The organism is Gordonia sp. G4, from assembly GCF_057770005.1.
This window is the reverse complement of the sequence record NZ_CM173442.1, coordinates 3,320,354-3,337,061: the sequence shown is the minus strand read 5'-3', so window position 1 is coordinate 3,337,061 and position 16,708 is coordinate 3,320,354. Positions and strand designations below refer to the sequence as shown.

Sequence of the window (16,708 nt, the reverse complement as noted above, 5' to 3'; positions counted from 1 at the left end):
CGAGTAGTGCGCTACCCCAATTGCAACGGCGCCTGGGTGACGACCGACGACGCGATCGTCTCGATGTCGGCATCGTTGCCCCGCGACAGCACCGCGATGCGCACGTCGCCCAGATCGGTGATCCAGAACTTCTTGCCCTCCGCGGTCTCGTAGGTCACCCACTGGCGCCCGCCCGCCTGACGGGTACCGGTGCCGGAGATGTCGCCGAAGTCACCTCCGTTGCCGCCCAGATAGGGCACGAGCACGTCCTCCGGCGCATCGGACTGGCTGAGCTGTACGTAGGCGCCGCTGCTGCTCAGCCACCCCACCGTGCTGACCCGGTGTCCCTCGATCGCGTCCGACGAACCCGAGTTGGGTCGCCATCCCTCCGGTGTCGGCGGGCGGCGGATCGGGAACGCCAGCTGACTGGCATCCGCGTTCAGTGCGCTGACCACGTCGAACGGCGGCAGCTTGCTGTCGGCCACGTCCTTGGACGCCCCGACCGAGCAGTTCCCCGAGGCGATCAGCACCAACGCACACAGCGCGAGCAACGGCACCAACGACCAGAACATGTCCTTACCGTTGATCAGGATGCGGGGTTTGTCTGCCATGGCGCCGAGTATCCCACCAGCAGGGTCACTGACCGAATGGCCGGTGTGACATGCAAGGATGGTCTTCGAGACCACCGCCACGATCACTCGGCGCCGCCCAGGCAACCAGCGCCGTACAGAGGAGTCGATTGCCCATGACCGTCAGCACCCACCAGGCCCCGGACCGCAACCTCGCGATGGAGTTGGTCCGCGTGACCGAGTCGGCTGCACTCGCGGCCGGGCGCTGGGTCGGCCGGGGCGACAAGAACGGCGGTGACGGCGCAGCGGTCGACGCGATGCGCGAGCTGCTCTCGTCGGTGTCGATGCGCGGTGTCGTGGTCATCGGCGAAGGCGAGAAGGACGAGGCGCCGATGCTCTACAACGGCGAGGAGGTCGGCAACGGCGAGGGACCCGACTGCGATGTCGCCGTCGACCCCATCGACGGCACCACCCTGATGGCCGAGGGACGCCCCAACTCGATCTCGGTGATCGCGGTCAGCGAACGCGGCACCATGTACGACCCGTCGGCCGTGTTCTACATGGACAAGATCGCCGTCGGCCCCGACGCCAAGGGCGCCATCAACATCAACGAGTCCGTCGAGTGGAACATCAACTCGGTCGCCAAGGCGAAGGGCATCGACGTCGCCGATCTGACGGTCATCGTCCTCGACCGTCCCCGCCACGCCGATCTCATCGGTGAGATCCGGGCGGCCGGCGCCAAGATCCGCCTCATCTCCGACGGCGACGTCGCCGGTGCGGTCGCGGCCGCCGACGACTACTCCACCGTCGACATGCTCATGGGCGTCGGCGGCACCCCCGAGGGCATCATCACCGCGGTGGCGATGAAGTGCATGGGCGGCGAGATCCAGGGCAAGCTGTGGCCGCGCAACGACGAAGAGCGGCAGAAGGCCCTCGACGCCGGCCACGACCTGGACCGCGTGCTGACCAATGACATCCTCGTCAGCGGCGAGAACGCCTTCTTCTGCGCCACCGGGGTCACCAACGGTGACATGCTGCGCGGCGTCACCTACCGACCCAACGGGGCGACGACCCGGTCGCTGGTGATGCGCTCGAAGTCCGGCACCGTCCGTCGCATCGAGGCCGTTCACAAGCCGGCCAAGCTCCGCGGCTACTCCCGCATCGATCTCTGAGACCCGATTCGGCCCCATGCCGGTGCCGGGAGCGAAGCGAGCGGGCCGAGATGTCCCGGTGCCGGGAGCGAAGCGAGCGGGCCGAGATGTCCCGGTGCCGGGAGCGAAGCGAGCGGGCCGAGATGTCCCGACCCCGGCGACTTCACGAGTCAACCTGTGGCGTGGGGCCGTTCGGGCGGGCGATACGATGCGGTCCGTGAGTAAACCAGCCTCAGCCCCCGAGTTTCTCTACTCCGATCTGCTCCCCACCGGCGCCGACGAGACCCCGTACCGGTTGATCACCGCCGACGGTGTGTCCACCTTCACCGCCGGCGGCCGAACTTTCCTGCAGGTCGACCCGGAGGCCATCCGGCGGCTCACCGCCGAGGCCATGCACGACATCAGCCACTACCTGCGCCCGGCTCATCTCGCGCAGCTGCGCAAGATCATCGACGACCCGGAGGCCTCGGGTAACGACCGGTTCGTCGCGCTCGACCTGCTGAAGAACGTCAACATCTCCGCGGGGGGCGTCCTGCCGATGTGTCAGGACACCGGCACCGCGATCGTGATGGGCAAGAAGAGTGAAGGGGTGCTGACCGGCACCGACGACGCCGAGGCCATCTCCCGGGGTGTCTACGACGCCTACACCCAGCTCAACCTGCGCTACTCGCAGCTCGCCCCGCTGACGACCTACGAAGAGAAGAACACCGGCTCCAACCTGCCCGCCCAGGTCGAGATCTACGCCACCGAACAGGGACCCAAGGGGCCGGAGTACAAGTTCCTGTTCATGGCCAAGGGTGGTGGCAGTGCCAACAAGTCGTTCCTGTTCCAGGAGACCAAGGCGATCCTGAACCCGAAGAGCATTCTGAAGTTCCTCGACGAGAAGATCCGCTCGCTCGGCACCGCGGCGTGCCCGCCGTACCACCTTGCCGTCGTGATCGGCGGCACCTCAGCCGAATTCGCGCTCAAGACCGCCAAGTACGCGTCAGCGCACTACCTCGACAACCTGCCCACGCAGGGTTCGATGTCGGCGCACGGTTTCCGTGACCTCGAACTCGAGGACGAGGTGTTCAAGCTGACCCAGTCCTTCGGTATCGGTGCGCAGTTCGGCGGCAAGTACTTCTGCCACGACGTGCGTGTCGTGCGGCTGCCCCGCCACGGCGCGTCGTGCCCGGTCGCGATCGCGGTGTCGTGTTCGGCCGACCGTCAGGCACTCGGCAAGATCACCGCCGACGGCGTCTTCCTCGAACAGCTCGAGACCGATCCGGCCAAGTACATGCCCGCAGCCGGTGTGGCCGAGGACATCTCGGGCGGCGAGGTGGTCGAGGTCGACCTCAACCGTCCGATGCCGGAGATCCTCGCCCAGCTCTCGCAGTACCCGGTCAAGACCCGCCTGTCGCTGACCGGGCCACTCGTCGTCGCGCGAGACATCGCGCACGCCAAGATCAAGGAGCGCCTCGACGCCGGCGAACCGATGCCCGACTACCTCCGCGACCACCCCGTCTACTACGCGGGACCGGCGAAGACCCCCGAGGGCATGGCCTCCGGATCGTTCGGGCCGACGACGGCCGGCCGGATGGACAGCTACGTCGAGCAGTTCCAGGCGGCCGGCGGCTCGATGGTCATGCTGGCCAAGGGAAATCGGTCCAAGCAGGTCACCGATGCGTGCGGCTCGCACGGCGGTTTCTACCTCGGCTCGATCGGCGGACCCGCGGCGCGTCTGGCGCTCGACTGCATCAAGAGCCAGGAGATCATCGAGTACCCCGAGCTCGGCATGGAGGCCGTGTGGAAGATCGAGGTCGAGAATTTTCCCGCGTTCATCGTTGTTGACGACAAGGGCAACGACTTTTTCACCGACCCGAGCGGGGCCGTGAACGTCCCGCTGAGCGGCATAAGGATTCGATCGAAGGAGTAGGACACCGATGACCGGAGCACAGGGCAATGAGCAGCGGTACCGCACCGAGCACGACACCATGGGCGAGGTGCAGGTACCCGTCGACGCCCTGTGGCGGGCCCAGACGCAGCGCGCCGTCGAGAACTTCCCGATCAGCGGACGGCCGCTCGAGCGGACCCAGATCCGTGCGATGGGACTGCTGAAGGCGGCCTGCGCCACGGTCAATGCCGACCTCGGTCTCCTCGACCCGGAGAAAGCCGATGCCATCGTCGCCGCGGCCACCGAGATCGCCGACGGCCGCCACGACGACCAGTTCCCGATCGATGTGTTCCAGACCGGTTCGGGCACCAGCTCGAACATGAACACCAACGAGGTCATCGCGTCGATCGCCAAGTCACGCGGCGTGGACGTCCATCCCAACGATCACGTCAACATGTCACAGTCGTCGAACGACACCTTCCCGACGGCGACGCACGTCGCCGCCACCGAAGCCGCGGTCACCGACCTGATCCCGGCGCTGGAGCATCTGCAGAAGGCGTTGAGCGACAAGGCAACCGAATGGCGTGAGGTCGTCAAGAGCGGCCGCACGCATCTGATGGACGCCGTGCCGGTCACGCTGGGCCAGGAGTTCGGCGGCTATGCACGCCAGGTCGAGGCGGGCATCGAGCGCATCACCGCCACCCTCCCCCGCGTCGGCGAACTGCCCATCGGCGGCACCGCCGTCGGCACGGGCCTCAACGCGCCGGACGGTTTCGGCACCAAGGTGGTCGCCGAACTCGTGCGGCTGACCGGCGTCGAGGCCCTGACGCTCGCGAAGGACAACTTCGAGGCGCAGGCGGCCCGCGACGGGCTCGTCGAACTCTCCGGCCAGCTCAAGACGGTCGCGGTGTCGCTGACCAAGATCGCGAACGACGTCCGCTGGATGGGCTCCGGTCCGCTCACCGGACTCGGCGAGATCCTCCTCCCCGACCTCCAGCCGGGCAGCTCCATCATGCCGGGCAAGGTCAATCCCGTTCTGCCCGAGGCGGTCACACAGGTGGCGGCGCAGGTCATCGGCAACGACGCCGCGGTCACGTGGGGCGGCGGCAACGGCGCCTTCGAACTCAACGTCTACATCCCGATGATGGCCCGCAACGTCCTCGAGTCCCTGAAACTGCTCGCCAACGTCTCGCGGCTGTTCGCCGATCGCTGCATCTCCGGCCTGCAGGCCAACACCGAGCGATTGCGCACCCTCGCGGAGAGTTCACCCTCCATCGTCACCCCGCTCAACAGCGCCATCGGTTACGAGGAGGCGGCCGCCGTGGCCAAGCAGGCCCTCAAGGAGGGCAAGACGATTCGCGAGACCGTCATGGATCGCGGGCTGGTCGGCGACACGCTGACCGAGGCCGAACTCGACGCCCGGCTCGACGTGTTGAAGATGGCCAATCTCGAGCGGGAGCGCTGAGAACCGTGGCGGCGCAGCTGCTTGACTTCCCCACCGACTGGCAGACCGCACTCGTGCTCGTCGCCCACCCCGACGATCCCGAGTACGGGATGGCCGCCGCCGTCGCCCGATGGACCAGCGAGGGCAGACGCGTCGTCTACGCGCTGGCCTCGAGCGGTGAGCGGGGCATCGAGGGTCTCTCACCCGCCGAGTGCGGGCCCCTCCGGGAAGCGGAGCAGCGCGCGTCCGCCTCGATCGTCGGCGTCGACGAGGTCGAGTTCTGGGGTTTCCCCGACAGCGACATCCGCAACGTCCCCGAGTTGCGGGCCAAGATCGCCGAGACCGTCGAACGCGTCCGCCCGCAGGTGATCGTCTCGCTGTTCGGGGGTCCCGAGTGGGCGCCGGGAATGCCCAACCAGCGCGATCACATGGAGTTCGCCGCGGCCGTGCTCGACGCCTACGACGCCCTGGAGTCCCCACCGTCGTGGTTGTTCGAGAACGGTCCGGCGGCGACCCACGGCGTCGACGTCGAGGATCAGATCGACACGGCTGTCCACGCGCTGGCCGCGCACGACCGCTACCTCTCCGTCCTGGATCCCGACACCCCGGTCCTCGACCAGGCACGAGCGCAGATCGAGATGGCGACAGCCCCACGCACCGATGATCCCCACGGCCACGTGGCCGGCTTCGAACTGAAGAGGGGCCACACCGGCTGATGTTCCTTGGCCCTGCGCATCGGTGACCTTCGGCCTCTCCCGCCAGGCGAGCCGTCGGTGGATGGTGTGGGGGTCCACTTCTCCGCACGCCGCCGGAGGAATCCGCTCCGACAGGGGGACCGTCATCACTCTCACATCCGTTCTCGTCGCACTGCTCGCCGCATTCACCGTGTGCGCACTCATCGGATTGTCGGTCTGGCTTCTCGTCCTGTTCGGGGTGCTGACCGGACTGCACTCGGTGGCATGGCTGTCCGAGCGCACATCGGCCTGGCGGCTGCCGGCCGACGCCGACGCACCCTAGAGGGGCGCCGACCAGCGCAGTGCCAGACCACGGCCGTTCGGTGGCGTGGTCAGCGTGAACGAACCACCGAGCTTCTCGGCCCGGAGGGCGAGATTGCGGAGGCCGCTCGGCGTCACATCGGCCGGCAGCCCGATGCCGTCGTCGACGACCTCGACGACGAGTTCGTCGGCAATCGCGAGCGACACCGTCACGGTCGTGGCCCGGGCATGCTTGACGACGTTGCTCACCGCTTCCCGCGTGACCGCGACGACGTGCTCGGCCAGCGGCGGCGCCACCACCGACAGCGGGCCCGACGTCCGGACGTGTACCTGAATCGGCAGATCGTCGATCTGCTGGTCGATGGCCTCCTGCACGCGCTGCCGCAGCCGGGTGATCATCATGTCCTCGGCCTGCAGATCGAAGATGGTCGTCCGTACCTCCTGGACGATGTCCTGCAGATTGTTGATGGAGCGGGTGAGGCGCGAACGGACATCGGGTGAATGGGTGCGCTGCAGCGTCGCCTGCAGACTGAGTCCTTCGGCGAAGATCCGCTGGATCACGTGATCGTGGAGGTCACGGGCGATCCGCTCGCGATCTTCGAGGACACGCATCTGATGGGTCTGCAGCGTGGCAGTGGCCAGCTGCATGGCCAGAGCGGCCTGGTCGGCGAAGTCCGCGCTGAGCTCCAAGAGGTCCCGCGTGAAGGGCTCTCGCCCCTCGGCCCGCATGGCGATCAGCACGCCCCGGGTGGAGTCGACCGTGCGCAGCGGCGCGGCCATCACCGGCCCGAAGCGCGTCGACGAATCGCCGATGTCGTATTCCAGGTGCTCACGCAGAACGGGGCGTCGCTGGACGAATGCGGTCCCCGACGTCGACCCGACGATGGGGATGCTCTGGCCGCGGAAGACGTGGCCCTCGGTGCCCTCGGCCACGGTGATCACGAGTTCGTCGATCGACTCGACGGGCTCCTCGGTGTCGTGGGGCTCGGCGATGAAGACGAGATCGGCCTCGGCGAGGCTCAGCACCTTGCGAGCGATCTCCTCGAGAACGTCCTGGTGATCGGCGCCGGTCAGCAGCTCGGTCATCACATCGCGGTTGGCCTCGATCCAGGCCAGCTGGTTCTGCGCCTGCTCGTAGAGGCGGGCGTTGTCGATCGCGATCCCGGCCGCGGACGCCAGAGCCTGGATCACCACCTCGTCGTCCTCGGTGAAGACGCCGCCGTTCCTTTTCTCCGTCAGATAGAGATTGCCGAAGATCTCGTCACGGACCCGGATGGGTGTACCCAGGAAACTCGTCATCGGCGGGTGGTTCGGGGGGAACCCCACGGATTCGGGATGCTCGGAGAGGTCGGGAAGGCGCAGCAGTTCGGGTCGGTCGATGAGCAGTCCGAGGACGCCGCCGCCGGTCGGCAGCCTTCCGATGCGCACGCGGGTCTCGTCGTCGATGCCCTGCGACAGAAAGGCAGACAGGTGGTGCCCGCGCCCGAGGACGCCGAGTGCGCCGTACTCCGCGTCGACCAGCCGGATCGCCGACGCCACGATCGATTCGAGTGTGGTTTCCAGATCGAGTCCGGAACTGACGACGAGCATCGCCTGAAGGAGTCCATCGGTCTGATCACGCACGTCGGCGATCTGGCCGACCCGGTCGGCGACCTCGTCGAGCAGCTCGCGCAAACGCATCTGCGACAGCGCTTTCTGCAATTCGAGCGATCTCGGGTCGAGTTCCGAGAATTCGGAAGCCATCTCTCGGATCATAGTCAGGCACGAATTCCACCGCGCAACTTCGGTCCAACGTCGCGCTCCCACGCGCCATACGACGAGAATCTTCTCGATTAGTTAGGCGTGCGGACATTTACGAAATGCGATCGGAAAGTCTTACAATTCGATGCAGGTGTCCGATGCCGGAGGGAGACGGCATGATCAGGGTCTTCCTGGTCGACGACCATGAAATCGTCCGACGGGGTCTCGTCGAATTGCTCGAGTCCGACCCCGATCTCGAGGTGGTCGGCGAGGCCGCCACCGTCGCGCAGGCGCTGGCCCGGGTACCGGCGGTACGCCCGGATGTCGCCGTGCTCGACGTCCGACTCCCCGACGGCAGCGGCATCGAGCTGTGCCGGGAGCTGTTGAGCAGTGTCGACGGCCTGCACTGCCTGATGCTGACCTCCCTGACCGATGACGAGGCGATGATGGACGCCATCCTGGCCGGCGCCAGCGGATACGTCATCAAGGACATCACCGGAATGGAACTCGCGCGAGCGATCGCCGAGGTCGGAGCAGGGCGGTCCCTGCTGGACAACCGCGCCGCCGCGGCGCTGATGGATCGACTGCGCGCCCGGCAGGATGCCGAAGAACCGCCCCACGACGGCCTCAGCGAGCAGGACCGCACGCTCCTCGCCCTGCTCGGGGAGGGTCTGACGAACCGACAGATCGCCGCGCGGATGCACCTCGCCGAGAAGACGGTCAAGAACTACGTCTCGCGACTGCTCGGCAAACTCGGGATGGAACGGCGGACCCAGGCGGCGGTGTACGCGGCGAAGTCCGCGAATCGCGAACGACGCCGCTGAACCACGCCGCGCATGGGTCCTTGGTCCTCGATGTGCGGGATCTTTGGCGCATGTGCGACACATCACCCCGGGTGTGTACTCGATGAATGGACCCCATGGGGTCACCGGTGTGCGACCTGCGGAGGGGGCAGCCGCGTTGACTGCGTCCACGATCGTCGGGATCGACGGTTCGGCCACCGCCCGGGCGGCGGCGTGCTGGGCCGCTCGCGATGCCCTGTTGCACCATTCGCCGGTCGAACTCATCTCCGCCGCCTGTCCGTCGGCCGGCCTCGTCGCCGAGAGCCCGCACTCGCTCGATCCGTTGCGAAGGCGGGCCGAGCGGGCCTTGTCCGAATCGAACCGTGCGATCAGGGAGTCGAGCGGTGCGGCTGCGGAGTCGCCCGTCCGGATCGCGACGCGGGTGGAATGCGCACCTCCGATACCCACTCTGCTCGAGGCCTCGTCGGCGGCGAGGGTGCTGGTCGTCGGCAATCGAGGCCATCGCGCGGGCGACCGCGTGGCACTGGGGTCGGTCGCTCTCGCACTCGCCGAGCACTCCCGGTGCCCGTTGACCGTGATCCGCGACCCGGGTTCGACCCCGCCGGAGCGGACGTCGGCCGCGGTGGTGGTCGGGGTGGACGGGTCACCCGCGAGCCGCCTCGCGGCGACGTCCGCCTTCGAGCAGGCGGCGGTTCGCGGCGTCCCCGTCACGGTCGTCCATGCCTGGCGCGACTCCGACGGGTCCGATGTCGATCCGACAGCGCCCTCCCCCGAGCACGGGCTCGCCTGGCGGGCCCTACGCGCCACCGTGGCGACGTGGCTCGACGACGAGCTCACCGGGCTGCGACACGACCATCCGGCGGTCCGGGTCCGATGTGCGATCGTGCGGGATCGCCCGGCGCGGGCATTGCTCGATCACGCGCAGGCCGCGCAACTGGTGGTGGTCGGTGCCCGCGGCCGCGGTGGCTTCGACCGCATGCTGGTGGGGTCGACGACGCTCGCCGTTCTCCAGCGGGCCCGGTGCCCGGTTCTGATCGTTCCGCACGACCGGTGACACCGCTTCGGCGGGACCACCGCCGAACTGTGTGTCATTCGACCCTTGAGATCTGCATCACATCTTCCGACACTGGAATGGTCGCTCGTCCGAGGAGAGGGGAGGCCCCTGGGACGAGCGACCCGACACCCGGTCAAGCGACAGAACGATCAACTGACCGAAAGATCTACACAGAAGGCTTCGCGATGACAGTTGTTTCCGCACCCGTGGAAACCGAACGGCCGCCCGTCGACCGTGACTGCGACAGCTGCGGACGGAGATTCACCGTCCGCGCTCCCCTGCGCCGGTCCGATCTGGACAACCTCGCCCGGGTCAACGGCTGGGACATCGGCTCCGGGGCCACGTGGTGCCCCGGGTGCCGATGCGCCCGGGCAATCCTCTCGAGTTCGTAGTCCCGGCTCGACGAGCAGTCAGCCCGCCTGACCGCCGAGTCCGAAGAGCGCGGGAACCACACCGACGAGCTGCGAGAGCAGTCCGGTCAGGACATCGGCACCCGGGACACCCGACGTAGCGGGTGGTGTCGTCCCCGGGGGCGTCGTGCCCGGAGCGGTCTGAGGGGTCGCTCCGGGCGCCTCGCCCGCGGGTGCCCCCTGGTTGACGCCGATGGTGATCTTGGGGTTCTTCGCCGGGTCGAGCCACACGAGGATCTGCTTCATCAGTTCACGGTCGATCGCGACGCAGCCCATGGTCGGCTCACCGTTGGTGACGTGCAGGAACATCGCCGAGGCCCGGCCCGGGGTCCGTTGCGGGTTGTGCGCGATGTTGACCGCGTAGTCGTAGACCGGCCCGGAGTTGTACAGGTTCTCGCTGTCGCCACCAGGGCTCTGCGGCTGCCGCACGTGGGTGTTGTAGGTGGGCGACTTCATGTTCGAGTCCCACCAGTCCTGCTGGTCGACCTTCAGGTAGGGCATCTTGGTCCCGGGGTTCGCGGCGCGACCGAAAGCCTGGTCGAGCGGGAAGGTGCCCTGCGGCGTCCGGTGGACGTTGTCCTTCGGCTCGCCCATACCCAACGATCCGAGGAACGCTTTCGTCGGGCCGATGACCGGTTTCCAGCTGCCGTCGGCGCCTCGGTCGAAAGCCGTCAGGGTGGCGGTGGTGTCGGATGCCCTCGGCGCCGTCACGACGATCATCTGGCTCGTCGGCCCGGCCGTCCCGGTGCCATCGGTTCCGTCGGCCGAGCCCGTCCCGCCTGCCAGCTGATCGAGAATTCCGTCGAGAAGAGGGATTCCCGAGCCCGGCGCCGCCCCCGCACCCGGCGGGGGTGTCTCCGGTGTAGTCGTCTCCGGGGCGGCGAGCGCCTGGCCTGCACCGCCGACAGTCGCGGCGAGTACCGCGATCACCAGTAGTCCCAGCAGTCTCAATTGCCTCATCAGTAACTTCTGCACCACATCAGTGTGACAGCGCGCAAGAGTGCGTGAGTCACGTCCTGGTCACGGTGCGGTTCGGATCGGGTGTCGGCCGGCCCCGGCGACACACCGGGATCCGGCGGTGTCGCCCCGGATTTCCCGATACGAAAACAGGTGATCGTCATATTTCGCGATGCAGGACAATAGACGTCTTCATAAAACCATTCAGCAAATGACCCGAAAATTCTGCGATCTTTGTTTGCGCGTTTGTCAGCAAATCATTAGTGTCGCAAATGACAGTGCCGGATCAAGGCGCTCGTCGACCGGATAGCCATTCGATAAAAGGGAGAACAATGACATCCTTGGAGAACGTCGAACTGCTCACCGCCATCGTCGACCTCCTGAATTCGCTCCGCGACTTCACCCCGATCGAACCGCCGACCGCCTGATCCGACACCGAAGGCCGCGTCGACTCCCCTCTCGGGTGAGCGACGCGGCCTTCGCGTATCCGGCGAAATCTGGTGCACCGCAGAATTACCGATACCTGGACGAGTGCCGACCTACTGGGGCGCGAACTCCTCGAGCATCTCGGTCACGAGGGCGGCGATCGGCGACCGTTCGCTACGGGTGAGCGTGATGTGCGCGAAGAGCGGGTGGCCCTTCAGCTTCTCGATGACCGCGGCGACACCGTCGTGCCGGCCCACCCGGAGGTTGTCGCGTTGGGCGACGTCGTGCGTCAGGACCACTCGCGATCCCGACCCCAATCGCGAGAGAACGGTCAGCAGCACGTTGCGTTCGAGGGACTGCGCCTCGTCGACGATGACGAATGAGTCGTGCAGGGACCGTCCGCGGATGTGCGTCAGAGGGAGCACCTCCAACATCCCGCGGCTCAAGACCTCGTCGATGACCTCCGGGGACGCGAGCCCTTCGAGGGTGTCGAAAACCGCCTGCGCCCACGGGCCCATCTTGTCCGACTCACTACCCGGCAGGTAGCCCAGCTGCTGCCCGCCGACCGCGTACAGCGGACGGAACACGACCACCTTGCGCTGGGTACGCCTCTCCAGGACCGCTTCGAGTCCCGCACAGAGCGCCAGCGCCGACTTTCCGGTCCCCGCCTTGCCGCCGAGCGACACGATCCCGACGCTGTCGTCCAGGAGCAGATCGAGAGCGACGCGCTGTTCTGCCGACCGTCCGTGGAGCCCGAACGCCTCCCGGTCACCGCGTACCAACTGCACCCGCTTGTCCGAGTTCACGCGACCGAGCGCACTCGACGTGGCGCTGAGCAACCGGATCCCCGTGTGACACGGGAGCTCCCGGGCATCGTCGATGTCGACGACACCCTCGGCGAACAGCGTGTTGATCGCAGCGGTCTCGACATCGAGCTCGGTCATCCCCGTCCACCCCGAGACGACGACGTCCTGGGCGTGGTATTCGTCTGCGGCCAGCCCCACCGCGCCGGCCTTCACACGCAACGGCGTGTCCTTGGACACCAGCGTCACGTCCTTGCCCTCGGCACGCAGGTTGAGGGCGCAGGCGAGGATGCGGGAGTCATTGGAGTCGGTGCGGAATCCGGCGGGCAGCACCGCGGGGTCGGTGTGGTTGAGCTCCACCTGGAGGGTGCCGCCGTCGTCGCCGATCTCGAGCGGCAGATCGAGTCGTCCGTGTTCGAGCCGCATGTCGTCGAGCATGCGCAACGCCTCACGCGCGAACCAACCGAGTTCGTGGTGGTGACGTTTGCCCTCGAGTTCGCTGATGACCACCAGTGGCAACACCACGTGGTGTTCGGCGAAGCGCATGACCGCCCAGGGATCGGACAGCAGCACGGAGGTATCGAGGACGTAGGTGCGTGTGGTCACGTGGGGCTCCTACGTTCGTGCGGCACCCGCACAAACCGGTGTTGGTCGACCGGCGGTCCAGTTGTCCGATGTCCCGGCGTCAGCCGAGGTGGACGAGGACCGGGGCCGGCCCCCTCGCGTTGCTCGCACAAACCACGATGTGAACCTCCCGAACGAACCGCTTCCCCGCGGTCCGTCACTGGCCAACGTACGCGCGAAAATCCGTGGCGGCGCGCCGGAATCAGGTGTGTCGGCGTGAATTATGGGTAAACCGCCGTATCGTCTGGAGTGGAGACGCAACACGGCGCCACCAGGACTTTCGTCGTCCCGGTGGCGCCGTGTTCACGGTCGCGACGCCCTCGCGGTGGGCGGGTCAGCGTCCGGCGCGCGCGAGGATCCGGGTGCGCGCGGCCTGAGCCTCGTCACCGAGACCCGAGACGGTGTCGAGCCTGACCGCGTCGGCCAGGGTCGCTGCGATGGCCGCTTTCACCTCGTCGTTCTCGTAGTCGGCGATGAGTGCGCGCTCGGCGTCGAAGTCGGCGATGTCGTGGCCGATCGGCTCGTCGAGCGCCAGCGCGCTGTCGATCGCGAGGACGGTGGCGTCCTGGTCGGCGACGATCCCGGCGTTGAGGAACGCCCCGAAGGTGGTGGCCTGTCCCTGGTCGTCGGCCGCGATCCTCGTGAGGATCTCGACGAGCGCGTCGTCACCGGCGGCCGCCGACAGCCGCTTGACGAAATGCACACACTGGTTCTCGTGCACGGCCATCAACGCGAGCACGTCGAGCGGACCGAGCGGGTCGATCTGCTCCGGGACCTGGCGGTAGCCCTGGGTCACATGGATGCGGCGACGCTCCTCGGCGTCCACCGGATCGATCGCGCGCCGGACGACGAGGTAGTCACGCAGCACGATGGCATGCCGGTTGTCCTCGGCGGTCCACACGCCCACGAGCTGCCGCCAGTCGGAGAAGGCCGGGAAGTGTTTGGCCAGCACCCGGTGATACGACGGCAGGTTGTCCTTGGTCAGCAGGAGGGCGAGCAGCCCCGCACGTGCCTCGTCGGACAGGAAGGCCTCGGACGGGTCGAAGTCCTTCCCGCCGAGGAACCCGAAGTTGCGTCCGTCGTCCCACGGCACCCAGTCGTGCGGATTCCACGGACTCGCGGCCGACTGGTGGTCTTCGGCGATCTCGGGAAGAGCCTTCTCGAGCGCGATGATCAGGTCGTCTTCAGTGAGGGCGTTCATCGCTGAAAGGATACGGACGCCGGGCCCGGCCGGGCAATCCAGGTCAGATCCGGCTCATGAGGCCCCACTCCTCGAGACCCTCGTAGAGCGGGAAGTCGAGAGCGAGCTTGGACACGCGCCCGCGCAGCGCCGAGACATCGGCGGCGTCGCCGGCGGCGAGCGCACCGGCGATGATGTCGGCGACCTCGGCGAACTGTTCGTCGCCGAAGCCGCGGGTGGCCAGCGCCGGGGTGCCGATGCGCAGACCCGAGGTGACCATCGGCGGGCGGGGGTCGAACGGCACGGCGTTGCGGTTGACGGTGATGCCGACCTGGTGGAGCAGGTCCTCGGCCTGCTGACCGTCGAGGGCGCTGTTCCGCAGGTCGACGAGCACGAGGTGGACGTCGGTGCCGCCGGTCAGGACCGAGACGCCGGCCTCGGCCACGTCGGATCCGGTGAGACGCTCCGCGAGGATCCTCGCCCCGGACAGGGTGCGGCGCTGGCGCTCGGCGAACTCCTCGGTGCCGGCGATCTTGAGGGCCACGGCCTTGCCGGCGATCGCATGCATCAGCGGCCCGCCCTGCTGACCGGGGAACACCGCCGAGTTCAGCTTCTTCGCCCACTCCTGCTTGGCGAGGATGATCCCCGAGCGCGGTCCGCCGAGCGTCTTGTGCACGGTCGAGGACACGACGTCGGCATGCGGCACCGGCGACGGATGCAGTCCGGCGGCGACGAGACCAGCGAAGTGCGCCATGTCGACCCAGAGGTGGGCGCCGACCTCGTCGGCGATGGCGCGGAAGGCCTCGAAATCGAGGGTGCGGGGGTAGGCCGACCAGCCGGCCACGATGACCTTCGGCTTCACGTCGAGGGCGATCTTGCGCACCTCGTCCATGTCGATGCGGAAGTCCTCCTTGCTCACGCCGTAGAAGGCGTTCTCGTAGAGCTTGCCGGAGAAGTTCAGGCGCATGCCGTGGGTGAGGTGACCGCCATGGGCGAGGTCGAGACCGAGCATGGTCTCCCCCGGCTCCATCAGGGCCTGCAGCACGGCGGCGTTGGCCTGGGCACCCGAGTGTGGTTGCACATTCGCGAAGTCGGCGCCGAACAGTTCCTTCGCCCGGTTGCGGGCGATGTCCTCGACGACGTCGACGTACTCGCAGCCGCCGTAGTAGCGGCGTCCCGGATATCCCTCGGCGTACTTGTTGGTGAGCACGCTGCCCTGGGCCTGCAGGACCGCGCGCGGCACGAAGTTCTCCGAGGCGATCATCTCGAGGGTGTCTCGCTGGCGACTGAGTTCACCGTTCATGGCGGCGGCGACGTCGGGGTCGAGCTCGGCCAGGGACATCGAGTTCACGGATGACGGGTTCGCGGTCATGCCCCGATTCTAGGCACCGAGTTCGCGACGCAGGCTCGCCGGGATGAGTGGCTCGTCGAGCAGGCGTCCGAAGGCGGCCGCGCGGTCGGCGGCCGAGTCCAGCCACTGCTCGAGCAACCGGTAGCCCTCGACGTAGGTGCTGATGTACGCGCGCCACAGCGGTGAGGTGAGGAATCGCAGCATCTGCCGGGCCCGTTCCTCGGGGGCGAGGAGCCAGCGCCGGAGGTGTTCGGCGACGGCGTCGGCGTCGGCGTGGCGGTCGTGCAGCATGAGCGCGGCGTCCTGGCGGACGGGCAGGAGTCCGGCGGTGGCACGACCCACGCTCATCGCGCGCTCGGCGTCGAAGCGGAGCCCGAGGTCGGCGTAGATCTCCTGGGCCCACGACTGCCAGGCGGGACCGACGATCGCGGCGAGGGCGTGGTCGGCGAGGCCCTCGGCCATCAGGCACTGCGGGGTGTTGACCAGGAAGATCGACTGCTCGGACTGCCCGGCGCCGACGAGCAGCTGTTCCTTGCGGCAGTGTTCGGTGTGATGTCCGGGGTAGGCCTCGTGTGCGATGAGGGCCGGCAGGGAGGACATGTACTGCGTGAGGTCGGCGTTGATGGCCACGCGTGAGCGGTAGTTCCCGAGGTAGTAGTTGAATCCCGACCACGGCTTGTCGGTCACGACCTCGAACTCGACGATCTCGTTGTCCGGCAACGGATATGTCGATCGAACTCGTTCGCGGAGCGCACCGCTGAACGTGCGGACGCATTCGTCGACCCGCTCCGGCGGGATCTCGTCGACGCGCCGGTGCGCGGCGTAGGCGTTCCGGAGTTCGTCACCCGTCGCGCCCGGGACACCGAGCGCCTGCGCCAGGTCGGCGTGCGCTTGCCGATATCGGTCCGGGTCGGCCATCTCGATGTCGACGTCGAAGTAGGCGCGGACCTCGTCGACGAATCCGACATCGTCGCCGGCGAACTTGCGGGCCGAGCATTCCAGGGCGCGCAGATGGGCGCCGACGAACTCGGCGCGCGCCGCGTCGAGTGTGCCGGGCAGGTCGGCGAGCAGGCCGCGCGCACGTTCGGCGAGCCGGACGGGATCGGGTGCAGGCCCGTTCTCGACCTCTGCTTTCAGTGCCGGATCGCCGGTGTAGGCGTCGACGAAGCCCCGTTCGAGGCGGTCGAAGCCGAGCCCGAGTCGGAGGTACTCGGTCACCAGCGGGTCGGGGGTGGTGGCGGCGTCGGCGACGGGCGAGGACGGCATATCGGCAGGCTACCGATCGACGCCGTTCCACGCCGCCCTAAGCTGTACGCATGATCACTCCGGGAGCGGCGGATCCGACATCG

At 67.7% G+C, this 16,708-nt stretch carries 14 protein-coding genes; 7 read left to right on the top strand and 7 right to left on the bottom strand.

Features of this window, described 5'->3' with window-relative positions:
* Window positions 1-11 precede the first annotated feature (11 nt).
* A complete protein-coding gene (locus AC3B5T_RS14950) occupies window positions 12-590 on the bottom strand; it encodes a DUF4245 domain-containing protein (RefSeq protein WP_014926171.1) in 579 nt (192 codons plus the stop codon).
* 134 nt (window positions 591-724) lie between these two features.
* On the opposite strand from AC3B5T_RS14950, the gene glpX reads away from it, so the two are divergent.
* The 5 genes from glpX to AC3B5T_RS14925 all read left to right on the top strand — a co-directional run bounded on the left by glpX (window position 725) and on the right by AC3B5T_RS14925 (window position 6,033).
* Window positions 725-1,720 carry a class II fructose-bisphosphatase gene (glpX, locus tag AC3B5T_RS14945; RefSeq protein ID WP_010841836.1) on the top strand — a complete coding sequence of 332 codons (996 nt, stop codon included), beginning with the start codon at window positions 725-727 and terminating at the stop codon, window positions 1,718-1,720.
* 196 nt (window positions 1,721-1,916) lie between these two features.
* Entirely contained in the window at window positions 1,917-3,614 is a 1,698-nt protein-coding gene (locus AC3B5T_RS14940; RefSeq protein ID WP_055474971.1) for a fumarate hydratase, read from the top strand.
* 7 nt (window positions 3,615-3,621) lie between these two features.
* Window positions 3,622-5,037 carry a class II fumarate hydratase gene (locus tag AC3B5T_RS14935; protein ID WP_488357650.1) on the top strand — a complete coding sequence of 472 codons (1,416 nt, stop codon included), beginning with the start codon at window positions 3,622-3,624 and terminating at the stop codon, window positions 5,035-5,037.
* Between the two features lie 5 nt (window positions 5,038-5,042).
* The gene (locus tag AC3B5T_RS14930) at window positions 5,043-5,732 is read left to right on the top strand and encodes a PIG-L deacetylase family protein (RefSeq protein WP_488357649.1); all 690 of its coding nucleotides are present in this window, start codon (window positions 5,043-5,045) and stop codon (window positions 5,730-5,732) included.
* A gap of 22 nt (window positions 5,733-5,754) precedes the next feature.
* Window positions 5,755-6,033 (top strand): hypothetical protein, encoded by a 279-nt coding sequence (locus AC3B5T_RS14925; RefSeq protein WP_010841832.1) that lies wholly within the window; start codon window positions 5,755-5,757, stop codon window positions 6,031-6,033.
* Here the strand turns inward: AC3B5T_RS14925 and AC3B5T_RS14920 are convergent.
* A complete protein-coding gene (locus AC3B5T_RS14920; RefSeq protein ID WP_014926168.1) occupies window positions 6,030-7,754 on the bottom strand; it encodes a sensor histidine kinase in 1,725 nt (574 codons plus the stop codon). The two genes, AC3B5T_RS14925 and AC3B5T_RS14920, sit on opposite strands and share 4 nt — an antisense overlap.
* A 173-nt stretch (window positions 7,755-7,927) precedes the next feature.
* On the opposite strand from AC3B5T_RS14920, the gene AC3B5T_RS14915 reads away from it, so the two are divergent.
* Both AC3B5T_RS14915 and AC3B5T_RS14910 read left to right on the top strand, forming a co-directional pair.
* Window positions 7,928-8,575 (top strand): response regulator, encoded by a 648-nt coding sequence (locus tag AC3B5T_RS14915; protein WP_055474972.1) that lies wholly within the window; start codon window positions 7,928-7,930, stop codon window positions 8,573-8,575.
* A gap of 82 nt (window positions 8,576-8,657) precedes the next feature.
* Complete coding sequence (locus AC3B5T_RS14910) at window positions 8,658-9,608, top strand: universal stress protein (protein WP_488357648.1); 951 nt, start codon at window positions 8,658-8,660, stop codon at window positions 9,606-9,608.
* 410 nt (window positions 9,609-10,018) lie between these two features.
* Here the strand turns inward: AC3B5T_RS14910 and AC3B5T_RS14905 are convergent, their stop codons facing one another.
* The 5 genes from AC3B5T_RS14905 to AC3B5T_RS14885 all read right to left on the bottom strand — a co-directional run bounded on the left by AC3B5T_RS14905 (window position 10,019) and on the right by AC3B5T_RS14885 (window position 16,625).
* Window positions 10,019-10,978, bottom strand: a complete 960-nt coding sequence (locus tag AC3B5T_RS14905) for a L,D-transpeptidase family protein (protein WP_051129776.1) — start codon at window positions 10,976-10,978, stop codon at window positions 10,019-10,021.
* Window positions 10,979-11,514: 536 nt separating this feature from the next.
* The gene (gene phoH2, locus AC3B5T_RS14900) at window positions 11,515-12,810 is read right to left on the bottom strand and encodes an RNA 5'-3' helicase PhoH2 (RefSeq protein WP_010841827.1); all 1,296 of its coding nucleotides are present in this window, start codon (window positions 12,808-12,810) and stop codon (window positions 11,515-11,517) included.
* 352 nt (window positions 12,811-13,162) lie between these two features.
* Window positions 13,163-14,029: an acyl-ACP desaturase gene (locus AC3B5T_RS14895; RefSeq protein WP_488357647.1), complete on the bottom strand. Its 867-nt coding sequence runs from the start codon at window positions 14,027-14,029 to the stop codon at window positions 13,163-13,165.
* Window positions 14,030-14,072: 43 nt separating this feature from the next.
* Complete coding sequence (glyA, locus tag AC3B5T_RS14890) at window positions 14,073-15,380, bottom strand: serine hydroxymethyltransferase (RefSeq protein ID WP_010841825.1); 1,308 nt, start codon at window positions 15,378-15,380, stop codon at window positions 14,073-14,075.
* Between the two features lie 9 nt (window positions 15,381-15,389).
* Window positions 15,390-16,625, bottom strand: a complete 1,236-nt coding sequence (locus tag AC3B5T_RS14885) for a DUF885 domain-containing protein (protein WP_488357646.1) — start codon at window positions 16,623-16,625, stop codon at window positions 15,390-15,392.
* Window positions 16,626-16,708: the final 83 nt, after the last annotated feature.

Bases quoted from the DNA above. Each gene is read 5' to 3' on its own strand.
- AC3B5T_RS14950 (WP_014926171.1), bottom strand. From the start codon at position 590: ATGGCAGACAAACCCCGCATCCTGATCAACGGTAAGGACATGTTCTGG.
- glpX (WP_010841836.1), top strand. From the start codon at position 725: ATGACCGTCAGCACCCACCAGGCCCCGGACCGCAACCTCGCGATGGAG.
- AC3B5T_RS14935 (WP_488357650.1), top strand. From the start codon at position 3,622: ATGACCGGAGCACAGGGCAATGAGCAGCGGTACCGCACCGAGCACGAC.
- AC3B5T_RS14920 (WP_014926168.1), bottom strand. From the start codon at position 7,754: ATGGCTTCCGAATTCTCGGAACTCGACCCGAGATCGCTCGAATTGCAG.
- AC3B5T_RS14915 (WP_055474972.1), top strand. From the start codon at position 7,928: ATGATCAGGGTCTTCCTGGTCGACGACCATGAAATCGTCCGACGGGGT.
- AC3B5T_RS14910 (WP_488357648.1), top strand. From the start codon at position 8,658: ATGAATGGACCCCATGGGGTCACCGGTGTGCGACCTGCGGAGGGGGCA.
- AC3B5T_RS14905 (WP_051129776.1), bottom strand. From the start codon at position 10,978: ATGAGGCAATTGAGACTGCTGGGACTACTGGTGATCGCGGTACTCGCC.
- AC3B5T_RS14895 (WP_488357647.1), bottom strand. From the start codon at position 14,029: ATGAACGCCCTCACTGAAGACGACCTGATCATCGCGCTCGAGAAGGCT.
- glyA (WP_010841825.1), bottom strand. From the start codon at position 15,380: ATGACCGCGAACCCGTCATCCGTGAACTCGATGTCCCTGGCCGAGCTC.
- AC3B5T_RS14885 (WP_488357646.1), bottom strand. From the start codon at position 16,625: ATGCCGTCCTCGCCCGTCGCCGACGCCGCCACCACCCCCGACCCGCTG.